Below are 23,050 nucleotides of genomic sequence, written 5' to 3'. Positions count from 1 at the left end.
GAGCTTGCCGGCTACATGGCGTGGCGCGAGCTCATGCCTGAGAAACTGACACCGAACTTTTGCAGCGCAAGGCCTCAGCCCCGTCTACTGGTCACATTTGACCTCAGACTTCTCAAACTCGCCGGATCGGGTCTCGCAATGTCGGCGCCACGACCGAGATCGTTCATGGCGGACTGCCTTTTTGACCTCCCACAGGCATGGCCCAAGGCTCTGTCGAAGCATCCTGTCGACGCGCATGGTCTTGCCGGACGCGGAACCGGCTCCCTGAAAAGTCATCGCGATACGATCGTGCTGGGTGTTCCGGTGATCGCAGAATTGTTATCAGTACTGGGGGAAATGCACACGCATGGCCTTTTCCTCCTGACCAATTCGCACAAAAAGCGGGATCAGATAGAGAGGCATGCCTACGGCAAGCGTCCAAAACGCGTGTAGCGTGAGCGCAAATCCGATGAGCTCCGGAATGATATTCAGGTAATAATTCGGATGCCTGACAAGGCGGAACAGCAGAGACGTAACCAGTAGGTGGTTTCGAGCGATGATGAGTTTGACTGTCCACTGTTGGCCAAGGCTCGCAATCACAACTATCAGGAACATTGCACCAACAAGATAGATGCCCAGGCCGATCAAAGTGACGGCGTCAATACTGTGGTCAGACAACCCGTATTCGGTGATTGCACACAGATAAAATGCAACATGCGCAACAGCCAGGATGCCCGAGTTGGTCTTGCCAATTTCCGTGCCTCCCGCAGCTTTCAATTTCCGCTCATTGCGGATGGAAATCAGGAGCGTCGCCACCCGAAATACAACAGCCAGAGTGATAAACAGAATAAGCATCACAGCCTCTTGTTCCCTACGAACCTGTGCTTCTGACCATCGAATCATCGCCTCTGGTCGGCTGGTCTATAAGCGACATCAGGTCGATCTCCAAGCGTGATAGTCGATTGGCAGGCAGTTGGGGCATCGGATGCTGTTGCCTGCCTGCTCGCATTGTACAGTTCTGAGGCGCTTTCATCGAAAGAACAGGCCGATGCAACCTGCTAATTGAACAGTGAACTTGGGGACGGATTCAGTTGCTAGCAAGTCTGAATACCCCTATTGGCGCATCCGGTGGGAATCAATCAAAGGGTGTGCTGGTAGAGGGGAGTTCCATCCCGGCTCGCTTTGATAGAACTGTGTCAACAAGGCCCCATTCCCTGGCTTCCTCCGCGGTCATGAAGTGATCGCGATCCAATGTCTTTTCCACATCCTCGAACGAGCGTCCGCAATGCTGCGCGTAGAGGCTGATCATTCGGTGCTTGGTTTGCCGCATTTCTTCCGCATGGATGAAAATGTCGGAGGCCTGTCCCTGAAACCCGCCGAGCGGTTGATGCACATGAATACTTGAATTTACCAGCGCAGCGCGCTGACCGGGTTCACCGGCCATCAGCAGGAAAGAACCCATTGACCGCGCCGTACCCATGCACAATGTTGCGACCGGGCATGTAATGAACTGCATCGTGTCATAGATCGCCAAACCACTGGTGATAACACCACCGGGGGAGTTTATGTACATTGAAACCGGCTTTGTGGGGCCTTCCGATTCCAAAAACAGCAATTGCGCGCAGATGAGTGCTGCCATTGCGTCCTCGACTTGGCCGTTCAGGAACACGATACGTTCGCGTAGCAAGCGCGAGTAAATATCGAATGATCGTTCGCCGCGGCTTGATTGTTCCACTACCATAGGGACGAGTTGCATCATGTCGCGCATGGGCGAGCTCCTTTCGGGGTCTTCAAAATAGTCTTTAGGCTGCTGCGCGCAGCGGAATTTGCCAGTTACTGTTGGCTGCGCTCATCGCAAGTTCATGCACAATGCTGAAGGTCGTGCCACCGCTGGCATTTGCTCGGATCTGGAATGTCACAACACTAACGGCATCATTATCCTTGATGCTGTAGCGCACGCGGGAATCTGGATCGGCTGAGATCAGGCGCAATTCGAAGGATGGCACCAGCGCATTTTCCTGCGGAACCTTGTTCTTGCCGGCGGGTCTTTTGAGCCATTGCGACACGTATTCCGGCTCGGTCAAAGCCCGCCATACTCTAGATGGAGCAGCATCCAATTCATAGGTGAGGTTTATGCTCGCGTCGGACTTGCGTATCATTGATCCATCTCCTTAAGAAGTTGCTTCAGGTCGTCCACGCGGCTTGGCCAGAACGCGTTATAGCGGCTAAGCCATTGATGGATTCGCGCCACGCCATCGGGATTGATCCGATAGAGGACATTTCTGCCGTATTTCTGTTCCGCGATCAGTCCAGCCGTCCGTAGAACAGCCAGATGCTGCGACATGGCTGGCTGCGACAAGTCAAACCCTTGCCGCAAGTCCGTGGCGTTCATCTCCCCATCGGCCAGCCGCTCGAACACAGCGCGCCTTGTCGGATCAGCCAGCGCCTTGAAAAGTTCTGATTCGTTCATGCAAATACATAAGCACAGACTTATATGATTGGCAACACAACAAAATCAACGTCTACCGGATTGCAGTCTCATCAATTCTGCGGCGACCCGAACAATGGCTTTTGCCGGCAGACCGACGACGGACTTGAAGCTGGGTCAGTCGGCTGGCGAAACTCGGTCGATCATCTGTCGAGCGACCTCATGGCCGCGCATCCTGAGGAAGTGAGCCAGTTGCTGCGGTGCTCAGTTCCCAGTGCGCTTCAGTAACCCCAGTCCAAGGTCGTTCAAATCATCGAGCGTGATTTCGGTCGCCTTTTGGTCTGATCCAATCGCGAAGCTCACAACAAACGGCATCGTTGGCATCTCCGCGTACGGGCGGTAGGTAAAGAGGTCCCGGTCAAAATGGCTGAGCTGGAACACTGCCTTGCCTTCCGGTCCGAGCCGGATTTCCAACGCGCCGTCCTTTTCGGTAATGACGGCCCTGCCGATGTAGGGGTTGCCATAGGTGCCGGTGTAGGCCGAAAGTGGCAGCGCCGGCAATTGTGAGGCGGGTGGCGTGCCGTAGCGGGCTACAGCCGTCTCTACGGCGGGCCCGAACAGCCCTGCATAGATCTGGTCCCAATCAGCGACCCAATCGCGGGAGGTTTTTCCCGTCATGACCAGGTCGAAGAACGCATTGGCAAGGCCATCTGGAACGCCGGTCGGGAACCCATTCGAGAGTACGACGATGCCGAGGCTCTCGGATGGAAGGAGACTGACCACAGTGCGTGCGCCAACGCTGAAGGCGCCGGCATGGCCCCAGACTTCCCCATATTTGCCGTAATCAACATTCCAGCCGAGACCGTAGAAGACCGGCGTCCCGCTGACGGGGTTCTTGCCGAGCGGCATGAGGGGCACATGCGTTGAGCCGATCGCATCTTCCTTGATCAGTTGCTTGCCGTTGTATTTGCCGTTGCCAAGCTGAAGCCGCATCCATTGAGCTAGATCGCGGGCGTTGGAGCTCACGCCGCCAGCAGGTGACTGCGCGTCGGGATCGCGCTTGGCAAGGGCTCGCCATTTGCCGTCGAGCTGGGCGTGGAGGGTGGCGCGGTTAGTGCGCGTCAGAAAGTCGGCGTAGCGCGAGCTGGTTGATGACATTCCAAGTGGCTTGTAGAGCTTCGCATCGGCTGCATCCTCCCAGCTCATACCGAAAGCCTTGGCGACAGCGACCGCGCCCGCGGTAAGGCCGAAATTGCTGTAGGAGTAGCCCGATCGAAAGCTACTCGACGGCTTGACCTGGCGGAGCCGTTGAAGAATCGCGTCGCGGTCGTAACCGAGCTCCTCAAGTTCGTTGCCCGCGCTTCCAGGTAGGCCGCTGCGGTGAGAGAAGAGATCGCGTACGGTCACCTGGGTTGTCGGATAGGCCTCGTAGAGCTGAAAGGATGGGTCAATGTCGGCCATCCTCGAATCCCAACTCGCCATTCCTTCGCTCACAATCGCCGCCGCGACGGTCGAGGCAATCGGTTTGGAGAACGAGGCAAGCTGGAACACCGTATCGGCGTCGACCGGCTCGCCCTTGCCCTCTTCCCTGACGCCGAAACCTTTCAAGTATACCACCTCATCCTGATAGATGATAGCGATCGACAGGCCCGGGACTCTGTCGCCACCCACGATGCCTTGGGCCAACTTCTCCAGCGCAGGGAGGGCAGTGATTACCTTGTCTTTTGTCGCATGCTCGAAGGATTGCGCGTGTGCGGCGGGCGGGGTGGTTCCCGTCAGCATGGCCGTAAACAAAAGAGCTTGGAGGCTAAAGAAGCGGATACGCTTGGTGGCTCGGTCAAATGTGTCGGTCATGCCCATTCCCCCTGAGTGCGCCGATGGCGCAACTATAGCTGGCTTTGCGATTGTTGGACACCTCGTTCCAGTGCCATGTCAGCAAGGGAGATGCCCTACCTTGCACTTCTGCAATCCAACGGCATGCGCGTCCTGTTCGCGGCGATCAGCGGGCGCAAACAGCGATGACCAAATGGAACAATAAGCGCATTGAGGCGGGATGTGTGCGTCCTGATGTCCGCGCACCAGGAGACTTTATCTATGCCGCAGCCATCGCTGGATAGAATCGATGCCGGGAGCCAACAGCGTTAATCGACGGTTTAGCTGAAACAGTCGCCGCGCAAGAAGCACTCGTTGTCACCATGGCCGAGCTTGCCCCCTCGGCCGCCGGCACCTACGACCCCGGGGCGGAAATCAGTATGGGTAACAACCCCCGGGCCACGACCAGTGAGGTGGTCAACCTGGCGAATTGGAACGGCCAGGAAAGTACCAGTGGCACCAACCGAGGGTCACATCGGAATCGATCATGACGCTGTGCCTTGAAATGGTTGGCCTGCTGATACCTGTCCTGGCAAGGTGACGCCCTTTAGATATTGATGGCCACTTTTCAGGCCACCGATGGGTTCAGCGCTTGGGCGATCTGATCAAGAGCTGCTTTTTCTGCATCGCTCACCGCCACACCGCCGAAACCAAGGAACCCGCCCTCGTTCGCAGCATCCGCCGTGCGCTGGCCGATCGCCTGAAGCCATGATTTGAACGCTTGAGCGTCGGCAGATGCCTTGGTGTCCAGCAAGGTGGCCACCTTCTTCAAGGCATCAACGGCCTTGGCCTGCGCCTCAGGTGACGACGTGGCGCCTGCAAGCACGCTTTTGATCTCTTCACGCGCCGCGGTGCGGCCCTCCGATGTCTGAAAGTCGGCTATGACAGCTTGAACCAGACCATTTGAATCGGGTTCGGTGCGCGTATTGAGTACGGCGCTGGTACTTGCCATGCTTTCTTTCAGCATGCCCCATAACCCGCTCTGGTCGGCCATGGTCACGGCCATGCCGGCGAGCATGACGCCTCCGAGAATGTGTTTCCATTCCTCGGGTGTGAACGTCGATTTGTCGGTCATATTTTGTCTCCCATGATTATGCTTGGGTGAGCCCCAAACCCGATGAGGCCCGGTTCTTCACATTGCGCATGAACGTCCGGAGCCGTGATCGCGAGGCGTGTGATTCGCCCCGCGGCCTCGACAGCTACACAACCTGTTTGAGCAATAATTGTTCCCAGTGAGGCTTGGTCTCCCTGGATTAGGGAATAAATACTTCGTTCGAGCCTTCGTGGTGAGTCAGCGGATCATAGAACATCGCGATGTTAAATAAACATCCGTTATTTATTGTGCAATGCAAAACATTTATTGCTATGCACAACAAACTTAGTTACCCTATTCAACCGTGAGGATGACCAAGGCACCAGTAAATACTGGCTGCGTCATAGGAGGATTTTACAATGAGCAAGACCACCAAACAGACTGCCGATGCTTTCTCGATCCCTGCTTTCGATGCCACCGCTGTAACCGACCAGGTTCGCGAATTCACCGAAAAGGGCGTTGCGCAGTCCAAGGAAGCTTATGCCAAGATCAAGGATCAGGCCGAAGCTGCACAGAAGACGCTTGAAACCACTTTCGAGACCGCCCAGTCCAACACCGCTGCTCTTTCCCTGAAGGCATTGGCTGCACTGCGCGCCAACACGGAAGCCAGCTTCGCGCATATCGAAGCCCTGATTGGCGTGAAGTCTTTCGGTGAAGTAATCGAACTGCAGAGCGCATTCGTACGCAAGCAGGCAGAAGCCATCTCCGGTCAGGCCAAGGAATTCCAGGCTGTTGCCACCAAGGCCGTTGAAGAAATCTCCGCACCGGTCAAGTCGGCTGTCGAGAAGGCAATCAAGGACGTCAAGGTCATTTAATTTTGATCATCGTCGTTGGAGTCGTACGGGAGTCCCGGCTATTCCCGTCGGCAAATCCCCGAGGGCTGGCAAGATCAAATGCATACAGTCATATTCAATTTGGGTCATGAGTTAATCCTTAAAATTCATTATGAACGTTAGTGAGCCCCAAAGGAATGGCTTCAATACGACAGATGTGAACGGGAAGTCGGGCCGTCGTGCAAATCCCGTACGGGACCGACCATAGCAGAATCCCTGCTGGGTGACATATACGACGGCCGCGAGAACAAAAGGGCAGAAGGCGGGCCCAAAGCGACTGGTGCGGGGACAGCGCCAAGACTTCTCGGGCGCTTGCTTGTGAGAAGCGCCGAGGGTGCAGCATTCCCGATAGCGACCTCCCAATATCAGGAAGGCCAATAGGCACTCGCCTCATCAAGTGAGGTGATGGCGTACGGCCCGACCAACGGATCATTTTCATGGGGTCATGGAAAGCCTGCACGTCAAGTGTAGTCAACTTTAAGACTGCACAATATTGGCTTGCCTCGTACGTCAGCATCCCATTTTCTGCCTCGAGCCAACATCGCGTAGCTCGAGGCACTGCCGGGTTCCCACGAAGTATTTCAGTGATGGGTAATTTTGGACTCGAGGTCGACGATCTCTTCCTTGAGCTGAAGCTTTTCCTTTTTCAGCTGTGCGATATCGAGGCTATCTGACGATGGAGCGGCCTCAAGTGAGGCGACGGCGCGATCAAGTTGCTGATGTTTGGTGCGAAGTGACATCAGGTGTTTTTCGAGGGACATACGGTGCGTTCCTTCTGCTCGTTGTCTATCTGAACGGGGGCCTCCGGAAAGTGCCGCTGAAACACGACACCGTCTCTGATGTAAGAACGATGAAGTGAGGTTCAAGCGGTCATCGCCGGGTGCATCCGACCGGATGCACCCGGCGAACAAAGGGACCTCCCGCGAAGACGGCAAGGCAGAACGAGTCAGAGCCGCTCGAGAAGAGACGACATATGCGGTGCATCTCGCCGCATTCAACATTTTTAGCCGCCGAGACCCAATCGGTGGGCATTGAAAGTGATCAATGCCCCTCCAGGAACGGGCACTGCCCAAAAAAGACGGTGAGATAACGTCCCACCGTCAATACACAGCCTTGAATATCGGAAAAATCCAAGGCCCGCTGACCTGGAACTCAGCATAATTTAAATACCGTGAAGTATGGAAAGGTTCCGACTCTGTCCACTGCCGGACAGAATCGGGCGCGCACCAACCAACTGAAACAAATTTTAGCGAAAAGAGACCGCCTACATTCTATCTACGATCCTTCGCACAGTGGGCGCGCTAATCGCATCGGCCACGATACAACCAATGCCAGCCCGCTCAGCCTACAATTTCACAGTACTCAGGCGTAGCGCGTTGGCGGAAGATACACTCATCGCCGCTGCCGCGATCATCGGCGAAAGCAAGATCCCGAATATCGGGTAGACGACACCTGCGGCGACAGCAACTGCGTTCCTTAAGCGGGCAAGAGAAGATAGGGTTCCCGTTCTTCCGGCAATGACTGTAAAAGCGGTGTCCGGCAAAAGGAAGACGAGGCAAACGTTGGCGGCGTGCCAGCTTCATGCTCGAACGAATTCAATGGCATAAATTACCACCTTGATCGGGAAGTTTTGTATCACAACATTCTATCGGGACGGTATTGGCTGCAGTCCTTCAGGAGCTTATCGCGTTCCTGAACCAGTTCCGCTGCAAACTCGTCCACGAGTCTCGATCGTGCCCTTTGAGGCGGCACGATCTGCAGCGTCACGAAGTTGACGGTAGGAACTAAGGGGCGGGCAATAAGTCCTGCTTTTTCATACCCTTCCGAGACATAGCTGAGGACGTTGGCGACGCCCACCCCCGCGCCTTCGAGCGCCAGTTGGCAGACTGTGGCGGAGAATTGTGTTTCCACGATCATGCGGGGCGAAACACCTGCGGCAGCCATATGACGGTCGAGCTGTTTTCGGGCTGTGTCCTCAGGGGAGAGGCAAATGAGGCGTTCCTGATGGAGATCGCTCGGGCTTACGATCCGCTTGCTCTCCAGGGCGTGACCTTTCCGAAACACACATACACCATAACTTTCGATGAAAGGCTCGGCGACCAGATTGGTTGTATCGATTTCGTCGGCACAAAGCCCAAAATCGAACAAGCCGCTTGCCACCAAATCCCGAACTGCAGACGAACCAGAGATTTCGAACGTTATCGACACGGCAGGTCGGCGTTTCAGATACTTGGCGATAACCCGGGGCATGAAGCTGAGGCCAAGGGCCGCGGAACTCGCGACCTTCAGCGAACCCGTCCCCACTTCACGGATCCGCGCGACCGCCTGCCGCAATCTGTCCAGGCCAGCATGGGCCGCCTGGACCTCGCGGTATAGCAGGAGAGCTTCAGGTGTTGCCGTCAGCCGAGGACCGGATCGTTCGAACAGCTTAAGTTTGGTCGTGTCCTCGAGCCGCTTCAAGCCACGACTGACCCCGGGCTGTGAAACTCCCAGCAGGGTGGCGGCCCTTGTGGTGGAGCCCGTTTTCATCACTGCGTTAAATATTTCAATCAGGGCAAGATTCATGTCAATTCATTATAACCAGGATGAATGATTTGGTCATCACTATGCATTTGTGGCGTGTCTATCACAAGTCTATTGTCTGAAGCAGACGAGGGACTTCAATATGCACGACGACACCAGATGCCTACAGATAGATGACGCCACCGCGCCATCCGGCTTCCAAAGCTTATCGTTTCCGGTTTTCCGAGGGTCTACGGTTGTGTTCCCCACAGTCGAGGCCTACCAACGCCGGCGTGAGTTTTTCTACGACGGCTACTCCTACGGATTGTATGGCACGCCAACTTCAAGGGCGCTCGAAGCTCGGATCGCGTCGCTCGAAAATGGAGCTACGTCTCACGTAGTGCCGTCTGGTCTTGCCGCCATTGTCTTGACAATTCTTGCGGTGGCGAAAGCTGGTGATCAGGTGCTGCTACCGGACAGTGTGTATGACCCGGTAAGGACACTGTCCGACAACTTTCTGTCATTTCTCGGAATTCAAGTCGGCTACTATGATCCGCTAATCGGCGGCGAGATCGGAGCACTCCTAGACGACCGCGTGAAGCTGGTCCTGGTTGAATCGCCGGGCTCGGCAACGATGGAAATTCAAGATATGGCGGCGATTGTAAGCGCCGCGCGCGCAAACGGTTCACGCGTGGCTGCCGACAATACATGGGCAACCCCACTTCGCTTCAAACCCCTCGATATGGGCATCGATTTTTCCATCTGTGCAATATCAAAGTACCTCGGCGGTCATTCGGACGTGCTTATGGGGTCTGTGACTGTCCGCGATGAGGTCCTGTACCGACGCCTTCGGGATGTGTCGCGTTATCTCGGTTATGGTGTTTCACCGGAAGACTGCTCTCTTGTCTTGCGCGGCATCGAGACCCTTTCAGTGCGGCTTGATCGGTCCGAGGCGAATGCCTTGGCGGTTGCAAGGTGGCTTGGGGATCGTCCCGAGGTCGTCAACGTCCTTCACCCGGCACTCCCCTCCCATCCGGGGCACGAACTATGGCAGCGCGATTTCCTCGGGTCTTCGGGCTTGTTCTCCGTCATTTTACAACCGTGGACGCGTTCGCACGTTGCTGCAGTGATCGAGTCCTTGGAGTTCTTCAGCATCGGTGCAAGTTGGGGTGGCACGAAAAGCATCGTGGCAGTGATGGATCCGCCCCCGGTTCGCACGGCGACCAGGATCACTGAACAGGGCCCTTTGGTCCGTTTCAGTATCGGATTGGAGCACGTCGACGACCTGCTGGCTGATCTGGAAAGGGCATTTCGGCTACTGGAAGCCGAAATGGTGCAACCTCTCACGCCGTCCATCCGGCAGGGGATCTAGTTTTCAAATCAACAAAAAAGGGAACACGGTCATGAAACTGAAAACATTCAAATCGCTGGCAGTAGCAAGCGTCGCAATCGCCGCTTCGGCTCTACTCGGAGCGTCGGCGGAAGCCCAAACGGTAGTCAACAAGATCAAAGAGCGCGGCTATGTGAGCTGCGGCGCGAGCCAAGGCGTGCCTGGGCTCTCGCGGCCGGACGAGAAAGGCTATTACCGCGGCTTCGACTCCGACATTTGCCGCGCCTTCGCGGTCGCCCTTCTGGGCGACAAGGACAAGATCCGTTTTGTGCCCCTTAATGCAGGCCAGCGGTTCTCAGCGCTGCAGACTGGCGAGATCGATATCCTCTCCCGTACATCCACATTGACCTATACCCGCGATATGGTGGTCCGCTTTGTGTGGCTGACGCTCTACGATGTCGACGGGCTTCTGGTCCGAAAGGCCGACAACATCACGGATCCCAAGCAACTGGATGGCAGGACGGTGTGCCTGCAAGGTGGCGGAAGCCTCACGGAGACCGCAATTCAGGAGACCGAAGAAGAGCACAACATATCGATGCAGAAGGTCTACTTCGACTCAACGATCCAGGCGCGGGATGCCTTTTTCGGGGGACGATGCGACAGCTACGTTACTGACGGGACTGCCGCCGCCGGACAACGCGCTTCGGTGGCCAAGAACCCGGACGATTACGCCATCATAAGAGTGGGACACACCGTCGAGCCAAACGGCGTCGCCATTGCCCGCGGCGACGACCAGCTTTTCGACATCGTACGCTGGACGATCAACGCGTTGCTTTGGGCCGAGACCAACGGTATCGACTCGAAAAACATTGATGAGAAGCTCAAGACCGGAAGCGATGAAGTGAAGCGCGTTTTGGGGGAGGAGCCCGGTTTTGGCAAGCCGATCGGACTTGACGACAAGTGGGTCTACAACGTCGTCAAGCAGATGGGGAACTATGCGGAAATCTGGGACAACAACCTCGGCATGAACAGTCCCCTGAAGGTGGAACGCGGCATGAACGCTCTCGCCAAGGACGGCGGTCTGAACTACCCGCTGCCGTGGAATTGATCGTATCGGAGTCAACGGTCACGAAACAGGAGGGCTAGATGCTCAACGACGCGAAGGCCAGGGCGATCGCTATTCAGGGCGTTTTGATAATTGCGCTCGTTGGGTTTACCGCTCTCCTCTTTACCACGACGGTCGCCAATCTCGAGGCGCGTGGCATTCCGATAGGGTTTGACTTCCTTACGATGCCGTCAAGGCTCGTGATATCCGAGTCAATTCTGTCGTACGGGTCTCGTGATCCTTACTACTGGGCGATAATCGTCGGAATAGGGAACACAATCCTTATTTCCGCGCTGGTCATAATCTTCTCGTCGATCATCGGCCTGATCCTGGGGATCACGCGGTTAAGCAGCAATCCGCTCGCCTCAGGCACATGCAAGGTGTGGATCGAGATCGCGCGCAATACGCCACCCATTGTCCTGCTCATCTTTCTCTATTCATTGTGGTGGAAGATCCTTCCGCCGATTGGCCAAGCCATCAATCTTGCGCCCGGCGTCTACGTGTCAATGCGTGGTCTCGTGATGCCGGCCGTTGACGCCAGCCTGCAATCGATCGGATGGGGTCTGGCTGGAATTGCGGGCCTGTTTATCGGCGCGCGTCTGGTCCGCAAGTTCTTTCGGCGCATACAGTGGGTCGCCATCATTGCGCTGTTGGGTGCCGCAGTGATCGGTTTCTGGGCAGCAAAGGCATCCATCAACGTCGATTGGCCAGTCTTTACGGGTTTTAGTTTCCGGGGCGGGATTGGGTTGACACCGGAACTGAGCACAATTCTCGTCGGATTGACGATCTATACCAGCGGGTTTGTTGCTGAAATCGTTCGTGGCGGCGTTTTGGCCATCGGTAAGGGCCAATGGGATGCCGGCCGCTCACTCGGCCTGTCCCACGCCAGAATACTGCGACTGATCGTCATTCCGCAGACGTTGCGCATAATCCTGCCTCCTCTGAACAGTCAGTACATCAATGTCGTCAAGAACTCGACGCTGGCGATTGCGGTTGGCTATCCCGACTTCCTGGCTGTCATGAACACGACCATCAGCAAGTCGAGTCACTCTATCGAAGGGCTGTTCATCATCCTCGGCGTCTACCTTGCGTTGAACCTGACTTTGTCGGCGCTCGCCAATTGGTACAACCTCCGTATCGCAATAGTGGAGCGATGATATGAAATCGTTGTCGGCAGAGCTTGTCGGGCGGCCAATCGTGCCTGCCATCTCATCAGGAGCGTTCACCGGCAAGGTTCGGCGAACGGTCAAGCTCCTCTTCGGCACGCCGCTGAACGCAATACTCACCTTAGTCTTTGGCGCGGCCTTGTTTGCCGTGGTACCCCCAATGTTTCGGTGGTTCGTTTTGGACGCGGTTCTGTTCGATCCCGATCCCAATGCCTGCCGTGCGGCGTCGGGTGCTTGCTGGAGCTTCATTTACGCAAAATCCGGTCAGTTGCTTTTCGGGATCTATCCGTTCGACGAGCGCTGGCGTCCGGCATTGGTGTGTGTGCTCATCATTGCACTCCTCGCCTGGTCGGTGCGGCCGGCCAGTTGGACACCGCGCCTGTTGCAGCTTTGGATCGCGGCCCTGGCACTCGTCGGATGGCTGATGGGTGGCGGTCTCGGGCTGGCAACGGTTCCCACATCATCCTGGGGCGGCCTTCCGGTGACGCTGATCTTGACCGTCGTCGCCATTGGGGTCGCTTTCCCCATAGGCGTCTTGTTGGCACTTGCGCGCCGCTCGACGACGATGCCTGCGATGCGGATCATCGCCGTGGCCTTCATCGAAGGAATTCGTGGATTGCCGCTGCTGTCTATCCTGTTCGTCGCATCAATCATGCTTCCGCTATTTTTGCCGGACTATCTCCTGCCGGACAAGTTCGTGCGTGCGTTGGTTGCTTTGACGCTGTTTGCATCGGCATATTTGGCTGAGGTGATCCGCGGTGGACTGCAAGCCGTTCCAAGCGGGCAATATGAGGCTGCCGAAGCTCTCGGCCTCTCGTTCTGGCGTACGCAGCGATTGGTGATTTTGCCACAGGCAATACGCGTCGCTATCCCCGCGCTGGCAAATACAATCATCGTGATGATCAAGAACACCAGCTTGGTGCTAGTGGTCGGCCTGTTTGACCTTATCAGTTCAGGCAAAGCTGCGTTGGCCGACCCTGCTTGGCCATCACCAGCAGCCGAAACTTTCCTGTTCATCGGTGCGATCTTCTTCGCGCTGTCCTTCTCCTTTGCCCGCTTCTCCGATTTCCTGGAGCGGCGTGGTCACATCAGTCAGTGAGAGGTTGCATGACACTTTCCATCGCGAGGCAGACCAGTCTTCAGCTCGATTCCCGAAATGATGAAGTCGCCGTCGCGTTGACGGGCGTAAATAAGTGGTATGGTGATTTTCATGTCCTGAAAGATATCAACCTGAAGGTGATGCGCGGTGAGCGTATCGTCATCGCCGGCCCGTCCGGCTCGGGCAAGTCCACCATGATCCGCTGCATCAATCGGCTGGAAGAACATCAGAGCGGCAAGATCCTCGTTGATGGGATTGAACTCACCAACGATCTGAAGAAGATCGACGAGGTGCGCCGCGAGGTCGGCATGGTGTTTCAGCACTTCAATCTTTTCCCGCATCTGACCATTCTGGAAAATTGCACTCTGGCACCGATCTGGGTGCGCAAGATGCCGAAGAAGAAGGCCGACGAGATCGCGATGCACTATCTTGAGCGCGTCAAGATCCCCGAGCAGGCCAACAAGTATCCGGGCCAGCTTTCCGGCGGTCAGCAGCAGCGCGTGGCGATTGCGCGGTCACTCTGCATGAACCCGCGCATCATGCTGTTCGATGAACCGACATCGGCGCTCGATCCGGAGATGATCAAGGAAGTGCTGGATACGATGGTTCAGCTTGCCGAAGAGGGCATGACCATGGTCTGCGTCACCCACGAGATGGGCTTCGCCCGTCAGGTTGCCAACCGGGTGATCTTCATGGATCAGGGTCAGATTGTCGAGCAGAACGCCCCCGCGGAGTTCTTCGATAATCCGCAGCATGAGCGCACCAAGCTGTTCCTCAGCCAGATTTTGCACTGAGGTTTTTGGGCTTCTTCAGCGTGTCGGTCTCGTGCCGGACCGATTTTAAGCCGGATTGGCTCGCTTTGAACGGACCGCTCTGCGTTTGGAGAGTTCCCGGTAAAGGGCCTCAGGGCTGGTACCCATATCTTCGGCAACGGTCTTCCATTCGCCCTTGGGAGGAAACTTCCCGTCATTCCATGCAATCCAGGCATCAAGCCGCGCCGCGACCGTCCTGAGCGAGATGATCTCCGCGCTGCGGCGGGCATGCTGGATTTCGCGGGCCATATAAGCGTTCCACATTCTCGCCAATTCCGGATTGCCGAATATTTGATCGACCAACAGCGTTTTTCTGATCGAAACCAGTTTCGAAGGAAGCAGCGCGACCGCGTCACAATGATAGCGATGCGAAAACAGAGAAGCTTCTGCCAGAACTGATCCGGCCGTAGCTCGTTGCATCACGATCGCCGCGCCATCTGATTGATGCCGCAGCAGCCGGACTGACCCATGAACAACGAGATAAATAAAGCTGACCTTGGAACCTTGCGCAAATACGACTTCCCCTTCACCGAACGACATCTCGTTCGAAGCCAGCCTTCGAAGCTGCTCAATCATTTGATCCGACATGATCGCTATCATGTCCCACCTTTAAAGCCCGTGGCAACCTCTTCGGGCATAAAGTCGTTGGGAGCGCAACCATGGAATTCGTACGTATTCTAGTAATGATAGCTGTGTTGCTTCCGGCCGCAGTTTACGCTCAGGAGCATCAACATGGAGCAACATCCGCATATGCGGGAGAAGAGACCCGCGAGATCAAAAGCTTATCGGACGAGGAAATCGCAGATCTGCGTAAAGGCGCTGGCAGCGGCTTGGCCAAGGCTGCGGAATTAAACGGCATACCGGGGCCTTCGCATTTGTTGGAGTTGAAAGACGAGATCCGACTCGACCCGCAGCAGACAGCCGCCATACAAATAATTTCTGATCACATGCGCTCGGACGCGGTATCAGAAGGAAACCGCCTAATTTCTTACGAGCGCGCATTGGACCTCGAATTCAAAAACGGGACGATCACCGACGACACCCTCTCAAAAATGATCGCCAAAATCGAAGAAAGCCGGGGCAGGTTGCGTTCTATCCATCTGTCCGCACATTTGAAAACGAGGCTGCTACTGACCGTGGATCAGATTGACCAATACAATTCCTTGCGGGGATACGCTGATCCCAAATAGTAGCAGGGCTGCTCAACTTCGCGGTGGAAAATTATGCCCCGCCACGGATTAGCCGTTTTGGTTTCCGATGTCATAGGCGACGATGATTCTCCTCGAACGATTGCCGAATTGAACGCATGATGGGTTCCCGCAAAAACTGGCGTTCAGGTTTTCCCACCGCTCTGATGTTCATGATTGTCATTTCGGCCATCATGCAATCAGAAACTTTCGCTCCACCATTGATAACTACCCCGCAGCATGTCCATGTCGAACAAGGCAGCGGAAAAACCGCCCGAGCCGGGGAAACAACGGTCTTGAATGTCGGGGGTGAGTTAATATCGTTGTTTGGTGACGCGATCGAACAGAATTGCGAACAACACTGCCTATCAGGCTTCTACCTGCCTGAGAGCGATCTGAACACCGGACAGGCCACGTCGAGGCTCGTTGTGACATTCGCTGACCAACATTTGAAGCGTCGCCACGCCGAAACCAGCGACCGCCCGCCCAAGACAGTCGTCTGACCATTCGCCGGAAGGCGACATAACCGCGTGGCCACTCAGGCCGCGTGTCGGTCCTCCTGTCCTGAAAGCTCACTCATGAATCTGGATTTCTGCGCGATGCCTGCATGGCACGACTGCATTTCCGTCGGTTTTGGGGGAAAACGATCATGACACCTCCCATTCAATCGACGACAACCGACAAACAACAGTGGAAGAGGGACATCCGGTCCGCAAGTTTGCGAGCGGCCGTGCTCCTCATCCTGTTCGCTAACCTCATTCTAGGTAACGATCACGACAATTTCGCCGTCCATGCGACCGTCATAGTTGGCTATCTGGTGGTCAGTCTCCTGTCGCTGGGAATGGCGATCACCAGACGCGAATCTCCCTCGACGGACACGTTCTTCGTCTCCCTCGATGCCCTGCTGGTCATCATCGTACTTTATGAACATCTTTTCCGCTTCGATGTCACGGAGGATCATGGGCTCACGACGCCGAGCCTCGCGATCGCCTTTCTGCTTCTCAATCATGTCGGTCTCAGGCTCATGCCTTGGCTTGTCATACTCTTCAGCAGCATAGTTCTTGCGGGATGGCTGTTTCTGCTGCTGCTCATGACAGCCCGGCATTGGTCAGGCGGCATCGACACCCATTTCGTCAGTAAGGACCTCGGATTGGCGGCTGCGTTCGCATTTGCCGCCATCGTCGTATACCTCCTGACGATTGACCACCGGACCATCATGCGCGTGGCGATTGAGAGTGAAGAACGGCGCTTGAACCTTTCGCGTTTTTTCTCGCCCTCCGTGGTCTCGGACCTGCAGATTGCCAGCGATAGCCTAGACCTCGAACGTCGGGAAGCGGTCGTCATGTTCGTGGACCTGCGGGAATTCACGCGTTTTACCGAAACCGCTCCCGCCGCCGCCCTTGCTGAAATCCTGGCAGAATACCGCAGCATCGTTGCTGGCGAAGTGTTTCGCACCGGGGGCACCGTAGACAAGTTCATGGGGGACGGAATCATGGCCGTATTCGGTCAGCCGAAGCCTTCACCGGACGACGCGGAGCGCGCGTTGCAATGTGCACTGCAGCTGGTGCGAATTCTCGATGATTGGACAAAGTGGCGACGCCAGGAAGGAAAGCCCGCGCTTGACGCAGGCATCGGCTTGCACATGGGCACCATCATCGGCGGAGTGCTTGAGAGCGGGTTTCACGATGAGTTCACGGTTTTCGGCGACGTCGTTAATGTCGCGCAGCGCTTGGAAGCAATGACGAAAATCCTTGAGGCATCGCTTGTTGTGTCAGCGGCAATGTTGAGCCGGGTTCCCGGGTCCTTATCGGCCGCGGACTGGAAAAGGAAGGATGACGTGGAACTTCCCGGGCGGCGCGGAACAATCGGAATTGCTTATCTGGAGCGTATGGGTTGGACTCAAACCCGGGATCCGTCGTCGGATGTCCATTGAACAGGCTAGGAAACACTGCCGGAAATGGGGCGATTTGTGGGCCGAAGAAAGGCGACATTGGGCCAACCCGCGTGAATTTCGTAATGTTCGATCACAACTTAAGCATGAGACTGCACTTCAGCTATTTTTGCGTTGACAATTACTGCGAACACTTGTGGAAAAGCATCATGGAACGGTTCGTGCAGCAATTTGGGGGAAGCGGCTCAGCGCCATTCAAGGTGCTGCTGGCTCTCGCATTGCTAATCATGACATCCATGCAGTTTGCGGCATCTGCGCAAAACAGCACGGACATTTTGCAAACATACAGTTCTGCCCAAACGCGAATGGGCGGTCATTCTCATGAGGGTGGCCATCATTCTGCAGATGTAGATGAACCCGCGGTTTCGAAATCCGGTTTGGCTGTAGAAAAGCATTCTCCCGAACATCCGTCCGCGGACATGGACTGTGAAGTTTATTGTTCGCCCCTTGCTGCATTTGCTCCGAGCTACTTCGAGCCCATGCTTCTGCCCAAGCGCAGTTTCGAGCCTGTCCTGCACCGCGTCCTTACGTCGAGTGCCTACGACGACCAGTCGCGCCCTCCCAAACGCCTGATCTGACCTTTCCGTCTGTCGACGGGTGAACTCTGCGCAAACGTCTGTTCGCGCGGTTTCAAGACCTCGTTCAAATCAGGTTAGAGCATGAAAATCGCTGCATTACTTGCGGTGGCATCGGCGCTGGTTGGCGCTGGATGCACTGCATCATCACGGCTTGCCGACATGGCAACCGTGCCGGCCGCCAACCCATCGTTTGGCACAACTTCGGGCCACTACCGTTCGGTGTTGGGTTCCTATCAGCACCGCGAACCCGTCGATCCGAAGAACTGGAAACAGCTCAACGAAGACCTTGCTCCGAAGGGAGAAGATTCATGAGGCTGGCGGCTTTGAAAATTGTCGTCGCAGTTGCCAGCCCTCTGGTGATCTCGGGTTGTGTGACGCCGGATACGACGGCCGCGATTTCGGATCCCGTCACCGGGTTCAGCACGGTTCAAGGCAGGACTTCGGGCGCGATCGGCAAGCAAGCGGTCTGGGCGCAATCACAGGCCGAAACCAGAGCAATGGCCGACCGGACCCGTTCGCTCGTCTACAAGAAGACGATCGGAGCCGACACGGCCGTCCAGGTGGCTTTGCTGAACAACCGGGGTCTGCAGGCAGCCTACGCCGAGATTGGACTTTCGGCTGCCGATGTCTGGCAGGAAACGATGCCCGTCAATCCAACGGCGTCCGTCAGCTACAGTTCCATCGGTATCGGCCGCATTATCGAAACGGCGATCACGGGCAACATCCTCGCACTGATGACACAATCCAGACGCGTCGGCGTCGCCGATGCCCGGTTCCGGCAGGCGCAGTTCAAGGCGGCGCAAGAAACCCTGAGAGTCGCGGCTGACACGCGGCGCGCGTGGATCAATGCCGTGTCGGCGTGGGAAACGGTATCCTATCTCAACCGTTCGCAAGTGGCCGCAGATGCAGCATCGGACCTTGCGCAAAAACTCGGGGAAACCGGGGCATTCTCCAAAACCGGGCAAGCGCGCGAACATGTGTTCAATGCCGAACTCACCGGAGAAACCGCAAAGGCGCGCCTCAATGCACGGCTTGCCAAGGAAGAGCTGACCCGGCTGATGGGACTGTGGGGGCAGGATGTGGATTACAGCGTCCCCAACGCTCTTCCCGCATTGCCAAAGGGACCGAAGAACAAGTCCGGCCTAGAGGCGGAAGCACTGCGCAATCGGGTCGATCTTGACGTGGCAAAACTTGAACTTGAAGCGACCGCGAAATCCTACGGCCTCACCAACGCGACGCGATACGTCAGCGATCTGCAGCTCATGGGCGGCGTGGAAGTCGAACAAGAAGAAGAGGAAGGTGACAAGAAGGACGTGGTTTCGGGTGCGGCCGAATTGGAATTCACCATCCCGATCTTCGACACCGGAAAGGCGCGTATGCGCAAGGCGGAACTGGCCTATATGCGGGCGGCAAATCTGCTCGCCGAAAAGGCGGTCAATGTCCGCTCCGAGACGCGCTCCGCCTACCAGGCCTATCGGTCCACCTACGACATTGCGCGGCATTACCGCAACAGCGTCCTGCCGCTGCGGGCGAAAATCGAGGAAGAATCAGTTCTTACCTATAACGGCATGATCACCAACACCTTTGAACTTCTGGCCGATACGCGCGCCAAGATCACTTCCAACATTTTATCCCTCAATGCCAAGCGCGAATTCTATCTGGCCGAAGTCAACCTCGGGACCGCGGTCTATGGCGGCGGTTCCGGCGGTGGAAGCGGCGAGACCGAAGTCGCCAGCGCCGAGGCGGAGGCGGGCGAAGAATGAACAAGGAGCCGACAATGTTATCAAGACGCCAACTTTTGGGCGCGGGTGCCGTTCTTGCAGGTGCCTCCGCCTGGACCAAAACATCGGCCATGGGCCTGCCCGACGCGCCGACCATGCAAGCGCCGGAAACGCAGCCACCGCTGTTTCCGACTTCAGGTCCGGATTACCAACCCGTCGCCACGCTCAACGGCTGGACACTGCCGCACCGTATGAACAATGGCGTGAAGGAGTTTCATCTGGTGGCGGAATCCGTGGAGCGGGAGTTTGCACCCGGCATGACCGGTTATCTGTGGGGCTACAACGGGCAGTCGCCGGGTCCGACGATCGAAGCGGTGGAAGGAGACCGCGTCCGCATCTTTGTCACCAACAAACTGCCCGAACATACGAGTGTCCACTGGCACGGCATGATCCTGCCATCCGGCATGGACGGTGTTGTCGGACTGACGCAGCCCGGCATCCCCTCAGGCAAGACCTTCGTCTACGAGTTCGATCTCGTGAAGAGCGGCACCTTCATGTACCACCCGCACGCCGACGAGATGGTGCAGATGGCGATGGGGATGATGGGCTTTTTCGTCATCCATCCGAAAGACCCCAAGTTCATGCGCGTCGACAGGGATTTTGTTTTCCTGCTCAACGCCTATGACATTGACCCCGGCTCCTATGTTCCGCGCGTCATGGAAATGACCGACTTCAATATCTGGAGCTGGAACAGCCGGATTTTTCCAGCCATCGACCCCTTGGTTGTTGCAAAAAACGATCGGGTGCGCGTGAGGGTCGGCAATCTGACGATGACCAACCATCCGATTCACATGCACGGCTACGACTTTGAAGTGACCTGTACGGATGGCGGCTGGGTTCGTCCCGAAGCCCGCTGGCCGGAAGTATCGATCGATATTCCTGTCGGTGCCATGCGGGCCTATGAGTTTGATGCCGTTCATGCCGGCGACTGGGCGGTTCATTGCCACAAGTCGCACCACACGATGAACGCCATGGGACATGACGTGCCGACCTTTATCGGTGTCGACAAGTCGAAACTCGCGGAAAAAATCCGCAAGGTACAGCCGGAATACATGCCCATGGGCAATCGCGGCATGGCGGATATGGGCGAAATGGAAATGCCCTTGCCCGACAACACGATACCAATGATGACCGGAACCGGACAATTCGGTCCGATCGAGATGGGCGGCATGTTCTCGGTCGTCAAGGTTCGCGAAGGCATCTCCGCGAAGGATTACGCGGATCCCGGATGGTACCAGCATCCGGAGGGCACCGTTGCCTACGAATGGACTGGTGACCTGCCAACGCCCGAAAAGGCCCTGGGGCCTGAAACCCAAACGCCTGACACAACCAAGCACACCCAAGGGCACAAGGGGTGAGGAAACTGCATCAACAATCAAATGGAGACCGAAGCATGAAAACTGAATTGAAATTGGTATTCGCCTTTATGACGACAATAGCCGTCACTCCCGCATTCGCTGCCGGCAATCACGCCGGAGGCCATGATGTCATGGAAATCGGCAAGCCCGGCACCAGGGCAGCGGTAAAACGTACCGTCACCATTTCGATGAAGGAGAAGGACGACGGCTCGATGGTGTTCGAGCCGGCGGTATTGAAGGTCAAAAAGGGAGAAACCATCCGCCTCAAATTCAAAAATACGGGCGAAACCGACCATGAGTTCGTCATGGACCGCTACGGAGGCATTCAGGAACATAAGGCTCTCATGCAGAAATTCCCGGAAATGGAACATGCCGACCCCAACTCCATCCGCCTTGCCGCCGGGGGCAGCGGCGAAATCATCTGGACTTTCGCCAATGCCGGAGAATTCGGCTTCGCTTGCCTGATTCCCGGACACTACGAGGCCGGCATGAAGGGTGACATCACCGTCGCTCCATAATCATCCGTCGATAGAGGAAACCGATATGAAATCCATCATCAAGACCGTATTGATCGCACTTGCCGCAGCTGCAATTTCGACTGTCTCAATGGCAGCCGAATTCACCAAAGGCGAGGTGAAGAAGATCGATCTCAAGCAAAAGAAAATCACCATCAAGCATGAGGAGCTCAAAGGTTTGGATATGCCAGCAATGACCATGGTGTTCGTTGTCAGCGACGATACTCTACTTGCCAAGGCAAAACAGGGCTCATCGATCGAGTTTGTTGCCGAGAAGGTCAACGGCAAGCTCACGGTAACCGAGATTAAGTGAGCCCCGGGGCAACCGATTGGCATCAGCGGCTCCGAGGAAATGCTGACGCCAGTCACCTTCAATTGCAAGACCCCAGCGGCTGTGCACAGCCGCTGGGGTTATTTTTTGGAAAGATCGAATTCACCATATCCTTGTCGAACTGGATTTTGAACCCAAACATCGCAGGCAGGCGTTTCGCGCCACAAGTCCGATCTGGCGGTCCGCTCCGGCGAACAGACGCTCAGACACGCCCTTCGCCAAAATTTAGCCTGGAGGCCCGGTGTACCCGATCGCATTCGGCCCACCGTTCATGCCTCGAAGCTTGATTACATAGTTTCGCGGGCGCAGCCAGATGCCCGGCGTTTTGTACCCCATGGAGCGCGCGATGTTCCCCACGAAGGCATTGCAATTGTTGACGGTTGCTTGCCAGAAATGAGTACGTGCCTGGAGCTTGCGTATGTACGCGACGACTTGCCTGTATTCGGCTTCGCTGAGCATGACGCGCCAGCTCGCCGACCTGTACCGGTCGTCAAGGTCGCCGTCGCTCGCTCCGGTCTCGGCCGGCACCGGGATGTAATGTCCAAGAACGTAGGGGACGGCGCTATTCGAGGCCGGGTGGAGGCCAGCCACGTCGCGATCGATCATCTTGCCCGACTTGTCCAGACGCCCAAAAATCACGTAGGTATGGCCGTAGGTAAGCGCATAGCGGGAGCGGAACTCTATGAAATACCGTCCTGCCTTTTGTTGTGGTTGCCTTGCCGCCGCGGCTCCATTTCGTGGTGTCGTTGCGGAGGTTGTCGCAACAGGTACGTTGTCCCCGGATGCGGAACGCGACTTGGTCTCCCCACGCGTCGGAAACGCCACTGCCGTCAGCGCGAGAACGGCCACAAAGAGCAAGCGCGCAATCATGAGCGACTCCCATCCACGAGTTTCGAAGAGCGGGCCTAAAGCAGCCCATAGCAGTGGGCCCAGATCACTTACGGAGACGTAGATGATGCTGGGCCCTGTCGAGATGGTTGTGAACTCGCTCACGCATCCCGGCAGTTTGAAAATGCATCTCAGCAAAAAAGGTTCCACGGCGGGAGAACGCGGTCGCCAGGCAGATGATCGATCTCTTTTCCGGATGATCTGGACACATGCATTTTAAAAATGCCCCCCGTTCCTCAGTC

25 protein-coding genes are annotated in these 23,050 nt (G+C 56.3%); 15 read left to right on the top strand and 10 right to left on the bottom strand.

Annotated elements, in window-relative coordinates; all coding sequences use genetic code 11:
- Window positions 1–321 precede the first annotated feature (321 nt).
- From CU103_RS10780 to CU103_RS10755, 6 genes are all read right to left on the bottom strand, one after another.
- Window positions 322–834: an isoprenylcysteine carboxylmethyltransferase family protein gene (locus CU103_RS10780; protein WP_106663877.1), complete on the bottom strand. Its 513-nt coding sequence runs from the start codon at window positions 832–834 to the stop codon at window positions 322–324.
- A gap of 280 nt (window positions 835–1,114) precedes the next feature.
- Window positions 1,115–1,747: an ATP-dependent Clp protease proteolytic subunit gene (locus CU103_RS10775; RefSeq protein WP_106663876.1), complete on the bottom strand. Its 633-nt coding sequence runs from the start codon at window positions 1,745–1,747 to the stop codon at window positions 1,115–1,117.
- A gap of 34 nt (window positions 1,748–1,781) precedes the next feature.
- Complete coding sequence (locus tag CU103_RS10770; protein ID WP_106663875.1) at window positions 1,782–2,138, bottom strand: SRPBCC family protein; 357 nt, start codon at window positions 2,136–2,138, stop codon at window positions 1,782–1,784.
- Window positions 2,135–2,449, bottom strand: a complete 315-nt coding sequence (locus CU103_RS10765; protein WP_106663874.1) for an ArsR/SmtB family transcription factor — start codon at window positions 2,447–2,449, stop codon at window positions 2,135–2,137. Before CU103_RS10765 ends, CU103_RS10770 begins: the two co-directional genes overlap by 4 nt.
- Before the next feature lie 222 nt (window positions 2,450–2,671).
- On the bottom strand, window positions 2,672–4,261 hold the full coding sequence (locus CU103_RS10760; protein WP_106663956.1) for a serine hydrolase: 1,590 nt from the start codon (window positions 4,259–4,261) through the stop codon (window positions 2,672–2,674).
- 586 nt (window positions 4,262–4,847) lie between these two features.
- Window positions 4,848–5,354, bottom strand: coding sequence for a hypothetical protein (locus CU103_RS10755; protein WP_106663873.1), 507 nt, complete (start codon window positions 5,352–5,354; stop codon window positions 4,848–4,850).
- 377 nt (window positions 5,355–5,731) lie between these two features.
- Here CU103_RS10755 and CU103_RS10750 point away from each other — a divergent pair, with 377 nt between their 5' ends.
- Window positions 5,732–6,187, top strand: a complete 456-nt coding sequence (locus CU103_RS10750) for a phasin (protein ID WP_106663872.1) — start codon at window positions 5,732–5,734, stop codon at window positions 6,185–6,187.
- Window positions 6,188–6,786: 599 nt separating this feature from the next.
- On the opposite strand, the gene CU103_RS10745 is transcribed toward CU103_RS10750, so the two are convergent.
- The gene (locus CU103_RS10745; protein ID WP_106663871.1) at window positions 6,787–6,966 is read right to left on the bottom strand and encodes a YdcH family protein; all 180 of its coding nucleotides are present in this window, start codon (window positions 6,964–6,966) and stop codon (window positions 6,787–6,789) included.
- A gap of 874 nt (window positions 6,967–7,840) precedes the next feature.
- Window positions 7,841–8,770 carry a LysR substrate-binding domain-containing protein gene (locus CU103_RS10735; protein ID WP_106663869.1) on the bottom strand — a complete coding sequence of 310 codons (930 nt, stop codon included), beginning with the start codon at window positions 8,768–8,770 and terminating at the stop codon, window positions 7,841–7,843.
- A 100-nt stretch (window positions 8,771–8,870) separates the two neighbouring features.
- Here CU103_RS10735 and metC point away from each other — a divergent pair, with 100 nt between their 5' ends.
- The 5 genes from metC to CU103_RS10710 are packed head-to-tail and all read left to right on the top strand — an operon-like array spanning window position 8,871 to window position 14,201.
- The gene (gene metC / locus CU103_RS10730; RefSeq protein WP_106663868.1) at window positions 8,871–10,079 is read left to right on the top strand and encodes a cystathionine beta-lyase; all 1,209 of its coding nucleotides are present in this window, start codon (window positions 8,871–8,873) and stop codon (window positions 10,077–10,079) included.
- A 31-nt stretch (window positions 10,080–10,110) separates the two neighbouring features.
- Window positions 10,111–11,145: a transporter substrate-binding domain-containing protein gene (locus CU103_RS10725; protein ID WP_106663867.1), complete on the top strand. Its 1,035-nt coding sequence runs from the start codon at window positions 10,111–10,113 to the stop codon at window positions 11,143–11,145.
- Between the two features lie 38 nt (window positions 11,146–11,183).
- Entirely contained in the window at window positions 11,184–12,299 is a 1,116-nt protein-coding gene (locus CU103_RS10720; RefSeq protein WP_106663866.1) for an amino acid ABC transporter permease, read from the top strand.
- A gap of 1 nt (window position 12,300) precedes the next feature.
- A complete protein-coding gene (locus tag CU103_RS10715; RefSeq protein ID WP_106663865.1) occupies window positions 12,301–13,407 on the top strand; it encodes an amino acid ABC transporter permease in 1,107 nt (368 codons plus the stop codon).
- Window positions 13,408–13,415: 8 nt separating this feature from the next.
- A complete protein-coding gene (locus CU103_RS10710; RefSeq protein WP_106663864.1) occupies window positions 13,416–14,201 on the top strand; it encodes an amino acid ABC transporter ATP-binding protein in 786 nt (261 codons plus the stop codon).
- 45 nt (window positions 14,202–14,246) lie between these two features.
- On the opposite strand, the gene CU103_RS10705 is transcribed toward CU103_RS10710, so the two are convergent.
- A complete protein-coding gene (locus CU103_RS10705; RefSeq protein ID WP_106663955.1) occupies window positions 14,247–14,807 on the bottom strand; it encodes a Crp/Fnr family transcriptional regulator in 561 nt (186 codons plus the stop codon).
- 71 nt (window positions 14,808–14,878) lie between these two features.
- Between CU103_RS10705 and CU103_RS10700 the strand changes: the two genes are divergently transcribed.
- The 9 genes from CU103_RS10700 (at window position 14,879) to CU103_RS10660 (ending at window position 21,902) form a co-directional block, all read left to right on the top strand.
- Window positions 14,879–15,409: a hypothetical protein gene (locus tag CU103_RS10700; protein WP_106663863.1), complete on the top strand. Its 531-nt coding sequence runs from the start codon at window positions 14,879–14,881 to the stop codon at window positions 15,407–15,409.
- Window positions 15,410–15,525: 116 nt separating this feature from the next.
- The gene (locus tag CU103_RS10695; protein WP_146147780.1) at window positions 15,526–15,909 is read left to right on the top strand and encodes a hypothetical protein; all 384 of its coding nucleotides are present in this window, start codon (window positions 15,526–15,528) and stop codon (window positions 15,907–15,909) included.
- Window positions 15,910–16,055: 146 nt separating this feature from the next.
- Window positions 16,056–17,339, top strand: coding sequence for an adenylate/guanylate cyclase domain-containing protein (locus CU103_RS10690; RefSeq protein WP_106663861.1), 1,284 nt, complete (start codon window positions 16,056–16,058; stop codon window positions 17,337–17,339).
- An 83-nt stretch (window positions 17,340–17,422) separates the two neighbouring features.
- Window positions 17,423–17,935 carry a hypothetical protein gene (locus CU103_RS10685; protein WP_146147779.1) on the top strand — a complete coding sequence of 171 codons (513 nt, stop codon included), beginning with the start codon at window positions 17,423–17,425 and terminating at the stop codon, window positions 17,933–17,935.
- Between the two features lie 81 nt (window positions 17,936–18,016).
- On the top strand, window positions 18,017–18,247 hold the full coding sequence (locus tag CU103_RS10680) for a hypothetical protein (RefSeq protein ID WP_106663859.1): 231 nt from the start codon (window positions 18,017–18,019) through the stop codon (window positions 18,245–18,247).
- Window positions 18,244–19,698: a TolC family protein gene (locus CU103_RS10675; protein WP_106663858.1), complete on the top strand. Its 1,455-nt coding sequence runs from the start codon at window positions 18,244–18,246 to the stop codon at window positions 19,696–19,698. Before CU103_RS10680 ends, CU103_RS10675 begins: the two co-directional genes overlap by 4 nt.
- Before the next feature lie 14 nt (window positions 19,699–19,712).
- Complete coding sequence (locus CU103_RS10670; protein WP_106663954.1) at window positions 19,713–21,074, top strand: multicopper oxidase family protein; 1,362 nt, start codon at window positions 19,713–19,715, stop codon at window positions 21,072–21,074.
- A 35-nt stretch (window positions 21,075–21,109) separates the two neighbouring features.
- A complete protein-coding gene (locus CU103_RS10665) occupies window positions 21,110–21,592 on the top strand; it encodes a cupredoxin domain-containing protein (protein WP_106663857.1) in 483 nt (160 codons plus the stop codon).
- 25 nt (window positions 21,593–21,617) lie between these two features.
- The gene (locus CU103_RS10660; RefSeq protein ID WP_106663856.1) at window positions 21,618–21,902 is read left to right on the top strand and encodes a copper-binding protein; all 285 of its coding nucleotides are present in this window, start codon (window positions 21,618–21,620) and stop codon (window positions 21,900–21,902) included.
- 243 nt (window positions 21,903–22,145) lie between these two features.
- Here CU103_RS10660 and CU103_RS10655 read toward each other — a convergent pair whose 3' ends face one another.
- Window positions 22,146–22,790, bottom strand: a complete 645-nt coding sequence (locus tag CU103_RS10655; protein ID WP_106663855.1) for a hypothetical protein — start codon at window positions 22,788–22,790, stop codon at window positions 22,146–22,148.
- Window positions 22,791–23,050 lie beyond the last annotated feature (260 nt).

This window comes from Phyllobacterium sophorae, assembly GCF_003010965.1.
Taxonomy (GTDB): domain Bacteria; phylum Pseudomonadota; class Alphaproteobacteria; order Rhizobiales; family Rhizobiaceae; genus Phyllobacterium; species Phyllobacterium sophorae.
This window is presented reverse-complemented; position numbering and strand designations above follow the sequence as displayed.